The 16,296-nt window shown below is 51.9% G+C and carries 14 protein-coding genes; 10 read left to right on the top strand and 4 right to left on the bottom strand.

What is annotated here, in order from left to right:
- The first annotated feature begins 47 nt into the window (after nt 1-47).
- The 3 genes from sppA (at nt 48) to pncA (ending at nt 3,635) form a co-directional block, all read left to right on the top strand.
- Nucleotides 48-1,913 (top strand): signal peptide peptidase SppA, encoded by a 1,866-nt coding sequence (sppA, locus tag F3J40_RS09840; protein ID WP_167014165.1) that lies wholly within the window; start codon nt 48-50, stop codon nt 1,911-1,913.
- An 84-nt stretch (nt 1,914-1,997) separates the two neighbouring features.
- On the top strand, nt 1,998-3,011 hold the full coding sequence (gene ansA / locus F3J40_RS09835) for an asparaginase (RefSeq protein ID WP_167014162.1): 1,014 nt from the start codon (nt 1,998-2,000) through the stop codon (nt 3,009-3,011).
- Between the two features lie 15 nt (nt 3,012-3,026).
- Entirely contained in the window at nt 3,027-3,635 is a 609-nt protein-coding gene (gene pncA, locus F3J40_RS09830) for a bifunctional nicotinamidase/pyrazinamidase (RefSeq protein ID WP_017346310.1), read from the top strand.
- Between the two features lie 38 nt (nt 3,636-3,673).
- Here pncA and F3J40_RS09825 read toward each other — a convergent pair whose 3' ends face one another.
- Both F3J40_RS09825 and msrB read right to left on the bottom strand, forming a co-directional pair.
- Nucleotides 3,674-3,955, bottom strand: coding sequence for a YeaC family protein (locus F3J40_RS09825; RefSeq protein ID WP_167014160.1), 282 nt, complete (start codon nt 3,953-3,955; stop codon nt 3,674-3,676).
- Between the two features lie 3 nt (nt 3,956-3,958).
- Nucleotides 3,959-4,369 carry a peptide-methionine (R)-S-oxide reductase MsrB gene (msrB, locus tag F3J40_RS09820; protein ID WP_167014158.1) on the bottom strand — a complete coding sequence of 137 codons (411 nt, stop codon included), beginning with the start codon at nt 4,367-4,369 and terminating at the stop codon, nt 3,959-3,961.
- Between the two features lie 338 nt (nt 4,370-4,707).
- Here msrB and gapA point away from each other — a divergent pair, with 338 nt between their 5' ends.
- Both gapA and F3J40_RS09810 read left to right on the top strand, forming a co-directional pair.
- Nucleotides 4,708-5,706 (top strand): glyceraldehyde-3-phosphate dehydrogenase, encoded by a 999-nt coding sequence (gapA, locus tag F3J40_RS09815; protein ID WP_017346312.1) that lies wholly within the window; start codon nt 4,708-4,710, stop codon nt 5,704-5,706.
- A 71-nt stretch (nt 5,707-5,777) separates the two neighbouring features.
- The gene (locus tag F3J40_RS09810) at nt 5,778-6,656 is read left to right on the top strand and encodes a D-hexose-6-phosphate mutarotase (protein WP_167014156.1); all 879 of its coding nucleotides are present in this window, start codon (nt 5,778-5,780) and stop codon (nt 6,654-6,656) included.
- Here the strand turns inward: F3J40_RS09810 and F3J40_RS09805 are convergent.
- Nucleotides 6,653-7,474, bottom strand: coding sequence for an aldo/keto reductase (locus F3J40_RS09805; RefSeq protein WP_167014472.1), 822 nt, complete (start codon nt 7,472-7,474; stop codon nt 6,653-6,655). The two genes, F3J40_RS09810 and F3J40_RS09805, sit on opposite strands and share 4 nt — an antisense overlap.
- A 615-nt stretch (nt 7,475-8,089) precedes the next feature.
- Between F3J40_RS09805 and yeaG the strand changes: the two genes are divergently transcribed.
- Nucleotides 8,090-10,024 (top strand): protein kinase YeaG, encoded by a 1,935-nt coding sequence (gene yeaG, locus F3J40_RS09800; protein WP_017346315.1) that lies wholly within the window; start codon nt 8,090-8,092, stop codon nt 10,022-10,024.
- Nucleotides 10,025-10,101: 77 nt separating this feature from the next.
- Nucleotides 10,102-11,382, top strand: a complete 1,281-nt coding sequence (locus F3J40_RS09795; protein WP_167014154.1) for a YeaH/YhbH family protein — start codon at nt 10,102-10,104, stop codon at nt 11,380-11,382.
- A gap of 116 nt (nt 11,383-11,498) precedes the next feature.
- On the opposite strand, the gene F3J40_RS09790 is transcribed toward F3J40_RS09795, so the two are convergent.
- Nucleotides 11,499-12,032 carry a C40 family peptidase gene (locus F3J40_RS09790; protein ID WP_167014152.1) on the bottom strand — a complete coding sequence of 178 codons (534 nt, stop codon included), beginning with the start codon at nt 12,030-12,032 and terminating at the stop codon, nt 11,499-11,501.
- 342 nt (nt 12,033-12,374) lie between these two features.
- On the opposite strand from F3J40_RS09790, the gene F3J40_RS09785 reads away from it, so the two are divergent.
- The 3 genes from F3J40_RS09785 to wbaP all read left to right on the top strand — a co-directional run bounded on the left by F3J40_RS09785 (nt 12,375) and on the right by wbaP (nt 16,236).
- Entirely contained in the window at nt 12,375-14,102 is a 1,728-nt protein-coding gene (locus F3J40_RS09785) for a potassium/proton antiporter (protein WP_167014150.1), read from the top strand.
- 74 nt (nt 14,103-14,176) lie between these two features.
- The gene (locus tag F3J40_RS09780) at nt 14,177-14,410 is read left to right on the top strand and encodes a DUF1480 family protein (protein ID WP_017346319.1); all 234 of its coding nucleotides are present in this window, start codon (nt 14,177-14,179) and stop codon (nt 14,408-14,410) included.
- A 356-nt stretch (nt 14,411-14,766) separates the two neighbouring features.
- The gene (gene wbaP / locus F3J40_RS09775) at nt 14,767-16,236 is read left to right on the top strand and encodes an undecaprenyl-phosphate galactose phosphotransferase WbaP (protein ID WP_167014148.1); all 1,470 of its coding nucleotides are present in this window, start codon (nt 14,767-14,769) and stop codon (nt 16,234-16,236) included.
- The last annotated feature ends 60 nt before the right edge of the window (nt 16,237-16,296 follow it).

The raw sequence follows: 16,296 nt of genomic DNA, 5'->3' as shown, positions 1-16,296 counted from the left end.
TATGGAGAGCGTTTAACGCGCTCCGGTTGAGTGAATATGGAGAGTCTATGCGCACATTGTGGCGAATAATCGCAGGCCTGTTTCGCGGGATCTGGCGAGTATTGAATTTTATCCGGGAATTTATCCTCAATCTGTTCCTGATCGTGCTGATTTTGGTCGGGGTCGGGATTTGGCTACAGGTGAGTAACGGCAACAAAGAAGCGGCGGCACAGGTACAACAGGGCGCGCTGAAACTCGATCTCACTGGCGTCATTGTTGATAAGCCATCGGTCAGTAACCGTTTGAGTCGTTTGGGCCGCTCACTGCTGGGCACCAACAGCGATCGTTTACAGGAAAACTCACTGTTTGACCTCGTTGATGCCATTCGTCAGGCTAAAGGGGATAAAAACATCACCGGTATCGTACTGGATCTGCGCAATTTTGCCGGTGGTGACCAGCCTTCGCTGCAATACGTAGGTAAAGCCCTGCGCGAGTTTCGTGACAGCGGCAAACCGGTGTACGCGCTGGGTGACAGCTATAGCCAGGCGCAATACTACCTCGCGAGCTTCGCTAACAAAATTTACCTCTCCCCACAGGGCACGGTAGATCTGCACGGTTTTGCCACCAATGGCCTGTACTTCAAAGCCTTGCTGGATAAACTGCAAGTGACCTCACACGTTTTCCGCGTCGGCACCTATAAATCTGCCGTGGAACCGTTCCTGCGTGATGATATGTCTCCTGCCGCGCGTGATGCCGACAGCCGTTGGATCGGCCAGTTGTGGCAGAACTATCTCAACACTGTCTCAGCTAACCGTCAGATTACCCCAGAGCAACTGTTCCCTGGCGCACAGGGGATGTTAACCCTGCTGCAAACCCTGCAGGGTGACACGGCGAAGTATGCCTTGCAGAGCAAGCTGGTTGATGAGCTCGCCAGCCGCGCAGCGGCCGATCAACAGATGGTGAAAACCTTTGGTTGGGATAAACAAACCAATGACTATCGCAGCGTCAGCATCTATGACTACACCCTCAAGCAGCCGCCTTCCACTGCCAGTGGCAACATCGCGGTAATCCTCGCGAGCGGTGCCATCATGGACGGTGAAGAAACGCCAGGCAACGTCGGCGGCGATACTACTGCAGCACAAATTCGTGCCGCGCGTCTCGATCCGAAAATCAAGGCGATTATCCTGCGCGTGAATAGCCCAGGGGGCAGCGTTAGCGCTTCCGAAGCCATTCGTGAAGAGTTGCAGGCCGCACATGCAGCCGGTAAACCGGTGGTTATCTCCATGGGCGGTATGGCCGCTTCGGGTGGCTACTGGATCTCAACGCCAGGTGATTATCTCATCGCCAGCCCAACCACCTTAACCGGCTCGATTGGTATCTTCGGTGTGATTAATACGGTGGAGAATACGTTGAGCAGTATTGGCGTGCATACCGATGGCGTCGCAACCTCGCCGCTGGCGGATGTTGCTACGACCAAGGCCCTGCCACCGGAAGTTCAGCAGTTAATGCAGCTCACCATTGAGAACGGCTATCACAACTTTGTCGGACTGGTGGCCGCTTCACGCCATAAAACCCCAGAGCAAATTGATGCTATCGCACAGGGCCACGTCTGGACCGGTGCTGACGCGAAAGCCAATGGGTTGGTCGATGCCTTGGGTGACTTCGATGACGCCGTGAAAAAAGCGGCAGAGCTCGCTAAAGTCGCGCAACCACAGCTGAAATGGTATCAGGATGAGCCGGGTCTGGTGGACCTGCTGCTCGGACAGATGGATGCCTCTGTGCGCGCGGTCGTGCCTGATACGCTGAAAGCGATGCTGCCTGCGCCAATGCTGGATGTAATGAGCGCACTGAAATCACAACCGGGTCTGTTAGATAACCTGAATGATCCACAAAACCGCTATGCCTTCTGCCTGAACTGCGGCGAAGTGCGATAAAGCTCGCAGCCCGAACGTTGTTCGGGCTGCTTTTCCCTGCCATACCCCTTATACTGCGCTTTTTACGGCAAGCCCGAGTTTATAATGCAAAAGAAGAAAATCTACGTAGCCTACACTGGCGGTACGATCGGCATGCAGCGTTCTGCGCAGGGCTATATCCCTGTTTCCGGTCACTTACAGCAACAAGTCGCAGCGATGCCTGAGTTCCATCGTCCTGAGATGCCTGAGTTCACGATTCATGAATATCAGCCATTAATGGACTCCTCTGATATGACTCCGAAGGACTGGCAATCGATTGCTGACGATATTCAGCAAAATTACGATGCCTATGATGGTTTCGTCATCCTGCACGGCACCGATACCATGGCATTTACTGCCTCTGCCCTCTCTTTCATGCTTGAGAATCTGGCGAAACCGGTGATCGTAACGGGTTCACAAATCCCGCTTGCTGAACTGCGTTCAGACGGTCAGCAAAACTTGCTGAACTCGCTGTATGTCGCGGCGAATTACCCGATTAATGAAGTGTCGCTGTTCTTTAACAACACACTGTTCCGGGGTAACCGCACCACCAAAGCCCATGCAGATGGCTTTAACGCGTTTGCTTCACCGAACCTGAGCCCGTTGCTGGAAGCGGGTATCCATATTCGCCGCCTGAATACCCCGCCAGCCCCACAGGGGTCTGGGTCATTGGTCGTGAATACCATCACGCCACAGCCGATTGGTGTCGTGACCATTTACCCAGGGATTTCTGCGGATGTGGTACGTAACTTCTTGCGCCAGCCGGTCAAGGCACTGATTTTACGCTCTTACGGCGTGGGCAATGCCCCACAAAACGCCGAGTTCCTCGCGGAGCTGCACGAGGCGCATGAGCGTGGGATCGTGGTGGTAAACCTGACCCAATGTATTTCCGGTAAGGTCAACATGGGTGGCTATGCCACCGGTAATGCGCTGGAACATGCAGGCGTAATCAGTGGCTTTGATTTAACGGTTGAAGCAGCGTTAACCAAGCTGCACTTCCTGTTGAGCCAAGACCTTTCCAGCGAGCAGATTCGTGATCTGATGCAGCAGAACCTGCGTGGCGAACTGACGAACGAGTGAAGTGGAGCGGAACCTATGAAGCGGGCACTCATTATCATTGATATACAAAACGATTTCTGCCCAGGCGGGCCGATGGCCGTCAAGGAAGGCGATCTGACTGTTAACGTAGCTAACCGCTATGCACGAGAGTTCCGTCGAAAAGGTGAATATGTTCTGGCGTTACAGGACTGGCATCCTGCCAATCATGGCAGTTTCGCTTCAGTCTCTGGCGAGCCTGTTTATACGCTGGGCGAGTTAAATGGACTGGCACAGATTTGGTGGCCAGACCATGGTGTTCAAGGGTCGGTGGGGGCAGATTTGCACCCCGACCTGGATCGTAGTCTGATTGATGCGCTGTTCTACAAAGGTCAGGACATTGATGTCGACAGTTACAGTGCCTTCTTCGATAACGGCCATCGTCGTAAAACCGAGCTGGATAGCTGGCTGCGGGAACGCGATGTAACCGATTTAGTGGTGTTAGGCATTGCTACCGATTACTGCGTGAAGTACACGGTGCTGGACGCACTGGAGCTGGGATACAACGTTGAAGTCGTGGTAGAGGGCTGTCGTGGCGTTAACCTGAACCCGGATGACAGCACCATCGCCCTGTCGCAAATGGCGGCACAGGGCGCAGTGATGATCTAAACACAACAGGCGGTAGGTGCTACCGCCTGTCTTCCCGCTTAATGCAGATTGATGCGCGTCACTTCCGGCTCGATGCCGAACTCTTCTTTTAATTGCTTCTTGCTTTTCATCACCATCTGACCGTCAGTGCCCACCGTCATATGCTGAGGATCTTCGTTGTTACGTGCCTGCCATAACAGTACCAGCTGTAGGCAGTGTTCACGCTGTTCCGGCGTCAACGCCACACCATCCGGCCATTTGCCCGTTTCCACTGCCGTCGCCAGACGCTGATACACTTCTGGCGTCATGGCTTCAATCATCGCTGTCAGTTCCTGCTTCATGCATTAGCCCTTAATTTCGCTGCCCTGCTGGTCGGTAAAGCTGAGCGAGGCTGAATTGACACAGTAGCGTTCACCCGTAGGTCCTGGGCCATCCGGGAAGACATGGCCGAGGTGCGCATCACAGCTACCGCAACGGATCTCAATGCGGTGCATACCGTGCGTGTCATCTTCCAGATAGCGGATCGCATCATCGTTTACCGGCTGATAAAAGCTTGGCCAGCCGCAGCCTGATTCGTATTTGGTTTCAGAAAGGAACAACGGTGCCGCACAAACCAGACAATGATAGATACCAGCGTCTTTATTGTGTAACAACGCACCGGTAAAAGGGGGTTCTGTACCGCGATGTTGCGTGACATAGCGTTGCATCTCACTTAACTCTGCAAGCTTTGCCTCGAAGGTAGTGTCTTTGGCCATAAACGAGTCCGGGGGGTGTTATTCTGAAAATTCAGCTATTATTTTAACAAACATGCAGTATTCGTGGGTCTTTTTTCGTGCGCTCAGTCGCTCTGCGCTCTCTGTCGTTAAGAATTGTGATTACGATCACCTTTTATCTCTGCCATCTCTTTAAACTTCGGCGGTCAGCAAAAACAAAGGCCGGTTGCCAGCCTGACGCAAGCGTTTGCGTAGGGAATAATTCCTACGACAGGAATTGATGCTGAACAACAATTGACACGATTCCGCTTGACGCCTGGCAAGGTTTTTGTAATTTTACTGCCAACCTTTTATTCACTGACAAACAGCTGGTGGAATATATGACTATCAAAGTAGGTATCAACGGTTTTGGCCGTATCGGTCGCATCGTTTTCCGTGCTGCGCAGCAGCGTCAAGACATCGAAATCGTTGCAATCAACGATCTGCTGGACGCTGAATACATGGCGTACATGCTGAAATATGACTCTACTCATGGTCGTTTCGACGGCACCGTAGAAGTTCAGGATGGCGCACTGGTGGTTAACGGCAAAAAAATCCGTGTTACCTCTGAACGTGATCCTGCCAACCTGAAATGGGACGAGGCCGGTGTTGATGTGGTTGCTGAAGCAACCGGTATCTTCCTGACCGACGAAACTGCCCGTAAACACATTCAGGCCGGTGCTAAGAAAGTTGTTCTGACTGGTCCATCTAAAGATGCGACCCCAATGTTTGTTCGTGGTGCAAACTTCGACAAATACGAAGGCCAGGATATCGTTTCTAACGCCTCTTGCACCACTAACTGCCTGGCACCACTGGCTAAAGTGATCAACGATAACTTCGGTATCGTTGAAGGTCTGATGACCACTGTTCACGCAACTACCGCTACCCAGAAAACCGTTGATGGTCCGTCTCACAAAGACTGGCGCGGTGGCCGTGGCGCAGCTCAGAACATCATCCCATCTTCTACTGGTGCTGCTAAGGCCGTGGGTGTGGTGCTGCCAGAGCTGAAAGGCAAGCTGACCGGTATGGCGTTCCGCGTTCCTACCCCGAACGTCTCTGTGGTTGACCTGACTGTGCGTCTGGAAAAAGCCGCGACTTTCGAGCAGATCGTTGCAGCCGTTAAGAAAGCCGCTGCGGGCGACATGAAAGACGTGCTGGGCTGGACCGAAGACGAAGTGGTTTCTACCGACTTCAACGGCGAAGTACTGACTTCTGTGTTCGACGTTAAAGCGTCTATCGCACTGAACGATAACTTTGTGAAACTGGTTTCATGGTATGACAACGAAACCGGTTACTCCAACAAAGTTCTCGACCTGATTGCACTGGTTGCTGCGAAGTAATTTCGCCACAACATAGCAACGATAAGGGCGACTTCGGTCGCCTTTTTTATTGCCTTAACCACGGAGGTTTTATGCACGACACGCTATTTTCCTTACCGGTAGTGAAGCAAATCTCCCCCTATCTTTCACTTCGGCAAAAAGATGAGCTGCCGCTATTAGTCATTAACCATCCCCTGGTACGCGCTGCGATTGCGACTCAAGGCGCTCATCTCCTCGCCTGGCAGCCCGCGGGTGAAAAACCGGTGCTGTGGCTGAGCGATAAGACGCCGTTCCAGAGCGGAAAAGCCTTGCGCGGCGGCGTCCCTATCTGTTGGCCATGGTTTGGCCCGGCAGGAACCCCGGCTCATGGCTTCGCTCGCACGCAAACCTGGACCCTGTCGGCACATAACGCGGATGAAAAAGGCGTGATGCTGACCTTCGTGCTGGAGTCGAATGCGCAAACTCAGAAGTTATGGCCACATGAATTTACCCTGATCGCACGGTTCCGCCTGGGTCAGCACTGTGAGATTGAGCTGGAAGCCCACGGCGAGTTTTCTGCCACCGCCGCGCTGCACAGCTATTTCAATGTCGCAGATATTAAACAGGTTGAGGTCAGTGGACTGGGGCCGCATTTCATTGACAAGGTCAACGCGGATGCTGAGGGGCAAAGCGAGGGCAAACAGCGCTACCCTGGGCGAATCGACCGTATATTTACCCAACCATCCGATTGCTCAGTGATCCAGGATGGTGCAGGCGCACGTGCTATTGAAATTTATCATCACTATCACAGTGATGTTGTTACCTGGAATCCAGGGCCAGAGCTCTCTTGCAGCATGGCGGATATGAGCAACGATGGCTATAAAACCATGGTGTGCGTAGAGACGGCGCGTATCCATGAACCGCTGATCAGTGCAGCTGAACGCCCTGCCCGGCTGGCAACCACGTTCAGACTGCGCACTGACAAAGCTTAAACGACATCCAGTGTGTGCTTATGCTGTGGCGGCGGGAAAGCCTGATTCAGGGCCATCAGCACGTCGTCATGCAAGGTGACTTCCAATGCCGCAGCATTGTCGCGTACATGTGCCACCGAACTGGCTTTTGGAATGGCCATCACGCCGTCTCGACGGATCGCCCAGGCCAGTAGCAACTGCGCCACGCTGATATTTAGCTGCTGCGCAGATTCCACAACCCGTGGATGACTAAACAACGATTGGCGGAGTCGGCCTGCCTGCGCCAGTGGGCTGTAGGCCATAATGGGGATCTGACGCTGCTGGCAATCTGGCAACAGATCGTATTCGATGCCACGCGAGGCCAGATGATAGAGCACCTGGTTGGTCGCGCAGCCCGTGCCGCCGGGTTCCTGCCACAGCTCTTCCAGATCGTCGACGTCAAAGTTCGACACCCCCCAATGGCGGATTTTCCCCTGCTGCTGGAGCAGTTCCATGGCACGGATCGTCTCCTCCAGCGGAATATTACCGCGCCAGTGAAGCAGGTAGAGATCCAGCCGGTCCGTCTGCAGGCGCCGTAAACTGCGTTCACAGGCCTCAACGGCATCAACTTCACTGGCATTCCAGGGATACACTTTAGAGACTAAAAATGCCCGATCGCGACGCCCGCGTAGCGCCTCTCCAACCACCTCTTCTGCAGCGCCGTCAGCATACATTTCAGCAGTGTCGATAACACGCAGTCCCTGTTCCAGTCCAGCCTGTAAGGCACCAACTTCTTGTTGCCGTAAGCCGGGATCATCGCCCATAAACCAGGTGCCCTGACCAATGGCGGGTAACGGCATTTCACCGGGAAAAATGACTGACTTTGTCACAATGCTCTCCTGCACAATTTTGGTGCCCTGTTTTGGGGTGGCAAAGAATTACCCCCCACAATGGTGCATGCTCAATCACAAAATAGGCTTTCCCTTGAGTGTTAACCTTTGCGACAGGTTAAACAAAATGGCACTCAGGGGGATGACAACAATATGGCATACGCGTTAAGTTTGAATTGCTTCACAATTTATTCACGCCATAAATATAACAATGTTCATAAGGTCTGAAGCAACACCTTTGTCAGACTTTCTCTCCCAGGCCAAGGTGCCGCTGGAGGTGCCCCATTTGAGGCAGATTTCATCGTGAACTTTTGCGCTTCGCTAATGCCGTTATCAGACTTTGTTATTGATTAATCGCTAAATGATCGACAATCGCAGAGAAAATTTCTTCAATGCCATCTACAGTTAGAAGTAGGACGAGTAAGCAGTACGAGCAGAGTAACCATAAGAATTGTGTATCTGGATAAAAACATCAGGTTGGCATGAGGGTTGCTGTACTCATTAAGAGAATATCTTCCGGGAGCTGCACGAGCATTGTAATTACGCTCCTTTACCTGTGCTAAAAACGAAAGGACGGGCATCGCTATGAATATATTCGATCACTATCGTCAGCGCTATGAAGCAGCTAAAGACGAAGAGTTCAGCTTGCAGGAATTTCTGACTATCTGTAAGCAGGACCGCAGTGCATACGCAAACGCCGCAGAGCGACTGTTAACGGCTATTGGTGAGCCGGTGATGGTTGATACTGCCCAGGAGCCTCGCCTTTCTCGCCTCTTCTCTAACCGTGTGATCGCCCGCTATCCGGCGTTCGAAGAATTTTACGGCATGGAAGAAGCCATTGAGCAGATCGTCTCCTATCTCAAACATGCCGCCCAGGGACTGGAAGAGAAGAAACAGATTCTCTACCTGCTCGGCCCGGTTGGGGGTGGTAAATCCTCCCTGGCGGAGCGGCTAAAATCATTGATGCAGCGCGTGCCTATCTACGTGCTGAGCGCCGATGGCGAACGTAGCCCGGTTAACGATCACCCGCTGTGCCTGTTCAATCCGCAGGAAGACGCCAATATTCTGGAGAAAGAGTATGGTGTTTCCCGGCGTTACCTTGGCACCATTATGTCGCCGTGGGCGGCTAAACGCCTGCATGAGTTTGGCGGTGATATCACTCGCTTCAAAGTCGTTAAAGTCTGGCCATCCATTCTGGAACAGTTGGCGATTGCCAAAACCGAACCGGGTGATGAGAACAACCAGGATATTTCAGCCCTGGTGGGTAAAGTGGATATCCGTAAGTTGGAAAACCATGCCCAGAACGATCCCGACGCCTACGGTTATTCTGGTGCGCTGTGCCGTGCGAATCAGGGCATCATGGAATTCGTCGAGATGTTCAAGGCACCGATCAAAGTGCTGCACCCCCTGCTGACCGCCACGCAGGAAGGTAACTATAACGGGACTGAGGGTATCTCTGCCCTGCCGTTTAACGGGATTATCCTCGCGCACTCTAACGAATCTGAGTGGGTGACGTTCCGTAACAACAAAAACAATGAGGCCTTCCTCGACCGTGTTTACATTGTCAAAGTGCCTTACTGCCTGCGTGTATCGGAAGAGATTAAGATTTACGAGAAACTGTTAAACAGCAGTGAGTTGCTCTCTGCGCCTTGCGCACCGGGCACCCTGGAAACGCTGGCCCGCTTCTCGATTCTTTCCCGTTTGAAAGAGCCGGAAAACTCCAGCATCTACTCAAAAATGCGCGTCTATGACGGGGAAAGCCTGAAAGATACCGACCCGAAATCTAAGTCCTGGCAGGAGTACCACGACTACGCTGGGGTTGATGAAGGCATGAACGGTCTCTCCACCCGTTTCGCGTTTAAAATCCTGTCACGCGTGTTTAACTTTGACCACGCGGAAGTGGCGGCTAACCCGGTTCATCTGTTCTACGTGCTGGAACAGCAGATTGAACGTGAGCAATTCCCGCAGGAGCTGGCAGAGAAATACCTTGAGCACCTGAAAGGCTATCTGATCCCTAAATATGCAGAGTTCATTGGCAAAGAGATTCAGACTGCGTATCTGGAATCTTACTCTGAATATGGTCAGAACATTTTTGACCGCTACGTGACCTATGCGGACTTCTGGATTCAGGATCAAGAGTATCGCGATCCTGATACCGGACAGTTATTTGACCGTGAGTCACTGAATGCTGAACTGGAGAAAATCGAGAAACCGGCGGGTATCAGTAACCCGAAAGATTTCCGTAACGAGATTGTCAACTTTGTGCTGCGCGCCCGTGCCCATAATAGTGGCCGCAATCCGAACTGGACCAGTTACGAGAAGTTACGCACCGTGATCGAGAAAAAAATGTTCTCCAACACGGAAGAGCTGCTGCCGGTGATTTCGTTCAATACCAAAACATCGACCGATGAGCAGAAAAAACATGATGATTTTGTCGACCGCATGATGGAGAAAGGCTATACGCGCAAGCAAGTCCGCCTGCTGTGCGAATGGTATCTGCGCGTGCGTAAGTCTTCATAACCATCGTCTGTAAGCAAGCGTTTCTATCAGGGTCGGCTTTGGCCGACCCGGCTTACAATGCAGTTTGGGGGAATTTTATGGCCTATTTCATCGATCGGCGATTAAACGGCAAAAATAAAAGTGCGGTCAACCGGCAGCGCTTTTTACGTCGTTATAAATCGCAAATCAAGCAGTCGATCTCCGAGGCCATCAATAAACGCTCGGTGACCGATGTTGAGAGCGGTGAGTCTGTTTCCATTCCAATTGACGATATCAACGAGCCAAGTTTCCATCAGGGTCGCGGTGGCAGCCGTCATCGCGTCCATCCAGGGAACGACCACTTTGTGCAGAATGACCGCATCGAACGCCAGCAAGGTGGTGGCGGAGGCGGCGGTGGTGGCCAGGGTAATGCCAGCCAGGATGGTGAAGGACAGGATGAATTTGTCTTCCAGATCTCAAAAGATGAGTATCTGGATTTGCTGTTTGAAGATCTGGCGCTGCCTAATTTGCGCAAAAATCAGCACCGCCAGTTGAATGAGTATAAAACCCATCGGGCGGGATTCACGGCCAATGGCGTTCCCGCCAATATCAGTGTGGTCCGTTCTTTGCAGAACTCGCTGGCACGTCGCACCGCCATGACGGCAGGCAAGCGCCGCATGCTACGTGAACTCGAAGAGACCCTGAGTGAAATCGAAAACACTGAACCGGTGCAACTGCTGGAAGAGGAGCGTTTACGCAAGGAGATCGCCGAACTGCGTGCGCGTATCGATCGCGTGCCGTTTATCGATACCTTCGATTTACGCTACAAAAACTTTGAGAAGCGCCCCGAACCTTCCAGCCAGGCGGTGATGTTCTGCCTGATGGACGTTTCCGGTTCGATGGATCAAGCCACTAAAGATATGGCAAAACGCTTTTATATTCTGCTCTATCTGTTCCTGAGCCGGACGTATAAAAACGTTGATGTGGTGTACATTCGTCACCATACGCAGGCCAAAGAGGTGGATGAGCAGGAGTTCTTCTACTCCCAGGAAACCGGCGGGACCATTGTCTCCAGCGCACTGAAGCTGATGGATGAAGTGGTTAAAGAACGCTACGACCCGGCGCAGTGGAACATTTACGCCGCGCAAGCCTCGGACGGGGATAACTGGGCGGATGATTCACCGCTATGCCATGAAATTTTGGCAAAACACATTTTGCCAGTGGTGCGCTACTACAGCTATATCGAAATCACTCGCCGGGCGCATCAGACGCTATGGCGTGAGTACGAGCACCTGCAATCTGTGTTTGATAATTTTGCCATCCAGCATATTCGTGAACCGGAAGATATCTATCCGGTATTCCGTGAGCTGTTCCGCAAGCAGGTTGAAGAACCGCGTTAACACAGGCGAAAGCAGTCATCTCTGGCTGCTTTTTTCTTCCATCCCAATTAATACTCAAAAACTTAAACAACTATCAGGATGTTGCGTTTACAACACCCCAGTTGTTTAATCGCCGCTTAGCCATTCAGCGTAATAGTGGCATTCCTCTCCTGCGGCAAACGTCGCGCCTCAAGATAGACTGAACGCCAGTATGGGTTGTTCAGCGAAGAACGCGTGACACCCTGGCTGGAGGACGCATGCAGGAAATTATCGTTCAGGTCATAGAACCCAACGTGCAATTCCCCTTTAATGCGGAAGAACACCAGATCGCCCGGTTGCAGGCTACTCTTCTTCACCGGTTTACCCATACGGATAAGTTCGGCGGTGGTGATACGATCCATATTCATATTGAAACGATCGTGCAGCGTACGCCAGACAAACCCGGAGCAATCTACCCCTTTTAGCTGCGTACCGCCCCACTGGTAAGGCGATCCTTCCCAATGATGCATTTGATCGTGTAATGCCGCTACAACCGCAATCATATCTGGATTTGCAGTTGCAGCGCCTTGATCGGCGGTTTGGTTAACCGGCTGTTGCCCCTTATGGCTGGAGCAGGCAGTCACACAAAATATCAGAGCAAGAATCGCGAGTTTGTGCACAGGGTTGTCCATGAGGCAAATAAACCGTCATTAATGGCCATTTCAGGCGGTTAAGGGGCAATTATTGTGTCAAATTAGCAAATTGACACATAAAAGAAAGTATAGAATCGTGGTGTCAGCGCACAAAAATGCAAAATTTTATTTCATAATTGCCGTGCAACACTGTATCTGACCGGTAACTATGGCTGAGGGGGCACTGAGATGTTCATGACAAAACTGGCTTCTGCAGCGGTAAAAGCACTCAGAGCGCCATTTATCTGCATCTTATACTTGCAACCGTTTGTTTAACCACTATCTTGGATGGGGTCCCTACCCTGATTTACCGCACATTTTGCTCTGCAGGAGATCCCCTTTTTGAACACCAGCGTTATTTACAGTCTTTTCATTATCGGTTCCGTGCTGGTGGCCGCCAGCATCCTGCTCAGTTCATTTTCATCCCGCTTAGGGATCCCCATTCTGGTTATCTTCCTGGCTCTTGGGATGTTGACCGGCGTGGACGGCATTGGCGGCATCGCCTTTGATAACTACCCCGTTGCCTATCTGGTGTCTAACCTCGCGCTGGCCGTGATTCTGCTCGACGGCGGCATGCGTACTAAAGCCAGCTCCTTGCGCGTGGCCCTCGGGCCTGCGCTATCGCTTTCAACCATTGGCGTGCTGATTACCGCTGGGCTGACGGGCATGATGGCCGCCTGGCTATTTAATCTCGATATCATGCAGGGCTTTTTGGTTGGTGCCATCATCGGCTCAACCGATGCCGCGGCGGTCTTTTCCCTGTTGGGCGACAAAGGGTTGAATGAGCGCGTCAGCGCCACCCTGGAGATTGAGTCAGGTAGCAACGATCCGATGGCCGTGTTTTTAACCATCACCCTGATAGAGATGATTCAACAAGGTCAGCATGGATTAAGCTGGATGTTCCTTGTCCATCTGGTGCAGCAGTTCGGCCTGGGTATCGTGCTGGGCCTCGGTGGCGGTTGGTCACTACAGCAAATTATCAATCGCATCAGCCTGCCTCAGGGTCTGTATCCCCTGCTGGCGGTGAGCGGCGGCATTCTGGTTTTCGCCCTCACCACCCTACTGGAAGGCAGCGGTATTCTGGCGGTGTATCTGTGTGGATTCCTGTTAGGCAATAGCCCGATCCGCAACCGCTACGGCATTCTACAAACCTTTGATGGTATGGCATGGCTGAGCCAAATCGGCATGTTCATCGTGCTTGGCCTGCTGGTCACCCCGTCTGACTTATGGCATATCGCGGTGCCCGCGATGATCCTTTCCCTGTGGCTGATTCTGGTGGCGAGACCGCTGTCGATTCTGGTGGGGCTACTGCCGTTCCGTGGTTTTACCGGACGTGAACGCATCTTCATCAGTTGGGTGGGGTTACGTGGAGCGGTCCCTATCATTCTGGCGGTGTTCCCGATGATGGCCGGGTTGGAAAACGCCCGTCTTTACTTCAATATCGCCTTCTTTGTGGTATTAGTGTCGTTAATGCTTCAGGGCACATCACTGGGGTTTGCGGCGAAAAAAGCCAAGGTCATTGTCCCTCCCACCGCGTCACCCATCAGCCGCGTTGGGCTGGATATTCACCCGGAAAATCCGTGGGAACAGTTTGTTTACCAACTGAGTGCAGATAACTGGTGTGTTGGCGCTGCACTGCGTGATTTACAAATGCCGCGAGATACCCGGATTGCCGCCTTGTTTCGTGACAATGTGTTGTTGCCCACCGGCAACAACACGCGGCTAAAAGAGGGGGATGTGCTGTGCGTGATTGGACGTGAACGCGATCTCTCTGCGCTGGGCAAAATGTTTAGCCAGTCACCGCCCGTTGCCATGGACCAACGCTTCTTTGGTGACTTTATTCTTGATGCTGAAGCACGGTTGGGGGATGTGGCACAAATTTATGGCCTCGACATCGATGAAGAAACCAACCAGCAGCAGTCACTGGGTCAGCTGATTATGGCGATGCTGGGCAGTACCCCGGTGGTGGGCGATCAGGTCGAATGGAATAATCTTATCTGGACCGTGGCAGAGAAAGAGGACAACCGTATCGCCAAAATTGGGGTTAAGGTCACAGAAGAGAGAGAATAATCTGAAAGCCACTGGCGTTGATCCGTGCCATAAATGACTATGGTTATCTTATGGTCAATTTACTGGGGGTTGCTATGGGTCATGTAGTCAAGATTGGGCGCTATGAAATCGTTGATGCTGAGTTCAATCCCAACAATGTGCGGGACGTCAGCATCCCCTGCAATACTAATCCAGGCCTGAGTTATCAGCTGGATGGTTGGGATCACGAAACCAGCGTCCCGGCGTGGATCGATGGTCGTCGCATGGATCTGAAAATCGACCATTACGATAAAGAACAGGACAGCTGGGTGTTAAACCGCCCCGCTTAATTGTTTTCGCCAGCCCTGGTGGCTGGCGTTTATTCTGATATATGGCGTTAATCCTAAAAAATTTATTTTCCTCGCCGTGTCATTCATTTGCTCTCTTCGGCAAAGTGTCCACTTGGTTAAAAAGTAATTTAAGATTTTTACCCTGTTCCCAGTGTTCTACTTCTAATGCATACTCCCTGAGTCATCATTTTATTCAAAAAGTAAAACATGTACTCGCCGAAGGTGAATGCATTGCTTTGATTTTTCTGTTTTTTTAGCTTCCTGGCTTGCAGTCCTGTGGCAATGACATTCTCATCCTGAACGCGTACTTGATTCTAATCAGACCATCTTTTACTCCAGTAAAGAGAGCAGGTTATATGGCAAGTACAATAGTTTTAAATGCAAATACTCGCTCATGGAGCGGGTTCCGTAAAAATATTATCGTTAAATTAGCGCTAAGCATTTCCGATCTCCTTGCCCTCAACCTGGCCCTGTTTTTATCGGCGGTGACTATTCAGGGAATATGGGGCGATTTGAACAGCTTCATTCCACCACAACAGATTGAGTACCGTTTTGTGGCGCAGTTTGTGATGTCTGTCGTATGCACAGGATGGTTCTGGATGCGCTTACGCCACTACACCTATCGCAAACCTTTTTGGTTCGAGCTGAAAGAGATTGTCAAAACCCTGGTGGTCTTCTCCCTGCTGGATCTGGCACTGATTGCCTTCTCCAAGTGGGACTTCTCGCGTCTGGTATGGTTGTTTAGCTGGAGCTTTGCCCTGCTGCTCCTACCGCTGTTTCGTGCCGTCGTAAAACAGGCCATTAACCGTGCAGGTCAGTGGCAGAAAGAGACCATTATTATTGGTTCCGGTAAGAATGCCCGTGAAGCCTACGCCGCGTTGCAGAGTGAAGAGATCTTAGGCTACAACGTACAGGCCTTCATTGCGGTGGAGTGTGATGAGCAGCGGCCAGAGAGCGTCAATGGCGTGCCGGTTATCACCTGGAAAGATATTAACTGGCAGACCATAGACCGCGAGAATACCCAGTTCATCGTGGCTATGGAGTTTGAGCAGCAGCCGGTACGCGACAAATGGCTGAAATTCCTCTCTAAAATGAAATGCCGTTCGGTGTCAGTGGTGCCTACACTGCGCGGTGTGCCGCTGTACGGCACGGACATGTCATTTATTTTCAGCCACGAAGTGATGATCCTGCGCGTCAGCAATAATCTGGCAAAACACTCTTCACGCCTGCTGAAACGCACTTTCGATATCGTTGTTGCCTCCTTACTGCTGCTGTTCCTCGCGCCTGTGTTTGGCTTGTTGTGTTTTATGGTCAAACGAGACGGGGGTAATGCCATATACGGTCATGAACGTGTGGGTCACGAGGGGCAGAAGTTTAAGTGCCTGAAGTTTCGCTCAATGGTGACCAACTCTAAAGAGGTACTGGAGACGTTACTGGCCACCAGTGAGGAAGCCCGGGCAGAGTGGGATCGGGATTTCAAACTGAAAAACGATCCGCGCATCACCAAAATTGGCGGATTTCTGCGGAAAACGAGCCTGGATGAGCTGCCCCAACTCTGGAATGTCTTGCGTGGTGAGATGAGTCTGGTCGGGCCGCGTCCGGTGATTGAAGCAGAGCTGGAACGTTATGCTGGCGACGTGGATTATTACCTGATGGCGAAACCGGGGATGACCGGGTTGTGGCAGGTCAGCGGACGTAATGATATCGACTATGATACCCGCGTCTACTTTGACTCCTGGTATGTGAAAAACTGGGCGCTGTGGACTGACATTGCGATCCTGTTTAAAACCGCGGGTGTGGTTTTCCGCCGCGACGGTGCCTACTAAGTAAGGTTGATTGTCATACCTGATACCAGGTATGACAATTTCTCCCTGACCACTCTTCCC

Origin of the sequence: Candidatus Pantoea multigeneris (genome assembly GCF_011752615.1) — a bacterium.
GTDB lineage: Bacteria > Pseudomonadota > Gammaproteobacteria > Enterobacterales > Enterobacteriaceae > Pantoea > Pantoea multigeneris.
The sequence above is the reverse complement of the archived record's forward strand: the minus strand, read 5'-3'. Positions and strand labels throughout refer to the sequence as shown.

Excerpts from the sequence above, each read along its gene's own strand:
- sppA (WP_167014165.1), top strand. The coding sequence starts at position 48 with ATGCGCACATTGTGGCGAATAATCGCAGGCCTGTTTCGCGGGATCTGG.
- ansA (WP_167014162.1), top strand. The coding sequence starts at position 1,998 with ATGCAAAAGAAGAAAATCTACGTAGCCTACACTGGCGGTACGATCGGC.
- pncA (WP_017346310.1), top strand. The coding sequence starts at position 3,027 with ATGAAGCGGGCACTCATTATCATTGATATACAAAACGATTTCTGCCCA.
- F3J40_RS09825 (WP_167014160.1), bottom strand. The coding sequence starts at position 3,955 with ATGAAGCAGGAACTGACAGCGATGATTGAAGCCATGACGCCAGAAGTG.
- msrB (WP_167014158.1), bottom strand. The coding sequence starts at position 4,369 with ATGGCCAAAGACACTACCTTCGAGGCAAAGCTTGCAGAGTTAAGTGAG.
- gapA (WP_017346312.1), top strand. The coding sequence starts at position 4,708 with ATGACTATCAAAGTAGGTATCAACGGTTTTGGCCGTATCGGTCGCATC.
- F3J40_RS09810 (WP_167014156.1), top strand. The coding sequence starts at position 5,778 with ATGCACGACACGCTATTTTCCTTACCGGTAGTGAAGCAAATCTCCCCC.
- F3J40_RS09805 (WP_167014472.1), bottom strand. The coding sequence starts at position 7,474 with ATGCCGTTACCCGCCATTGGTCAGGGCACCTGGTTTATGGGCGATGAT.
- yeaG (WP_017346315.1), top strand. The coding sequence starts at position 8,090 with ATGAATATATTCGATCACTATCGTCAGCGCTATGAAGCAGCTAAAGAC.
- F3J40_RS09795 (WP_167014154.1), top strand. The coding sequence starts at position 10,102 with ATGGCCTATTTCATCGATCGGCGATTAAACGGCAAAAATAAAAGTGCG.
- F3J40_RS09790 (WP_167014152.1), bottom strand. The coding sequence starts at position 12,032 with ATGGACAACCCTGTGCACAAACTCGCGATTCTTGCTCTGATATTTTGT.
- F3J40_RS09780 (WP_017346319.1), top strand. The coding sequence starts at position 14,177 with ATGGGTCATGTAGTCAAGATTGGGCGCTATGAAATCGTTGATGCTGAG.
- wbaP (WP_167014148.1), top strand. The coding sequence starts at position 14,767 with ATGGCAAGTACAATAGTTTTAAATGCAAATACTCGCTCATGGAGCGGG.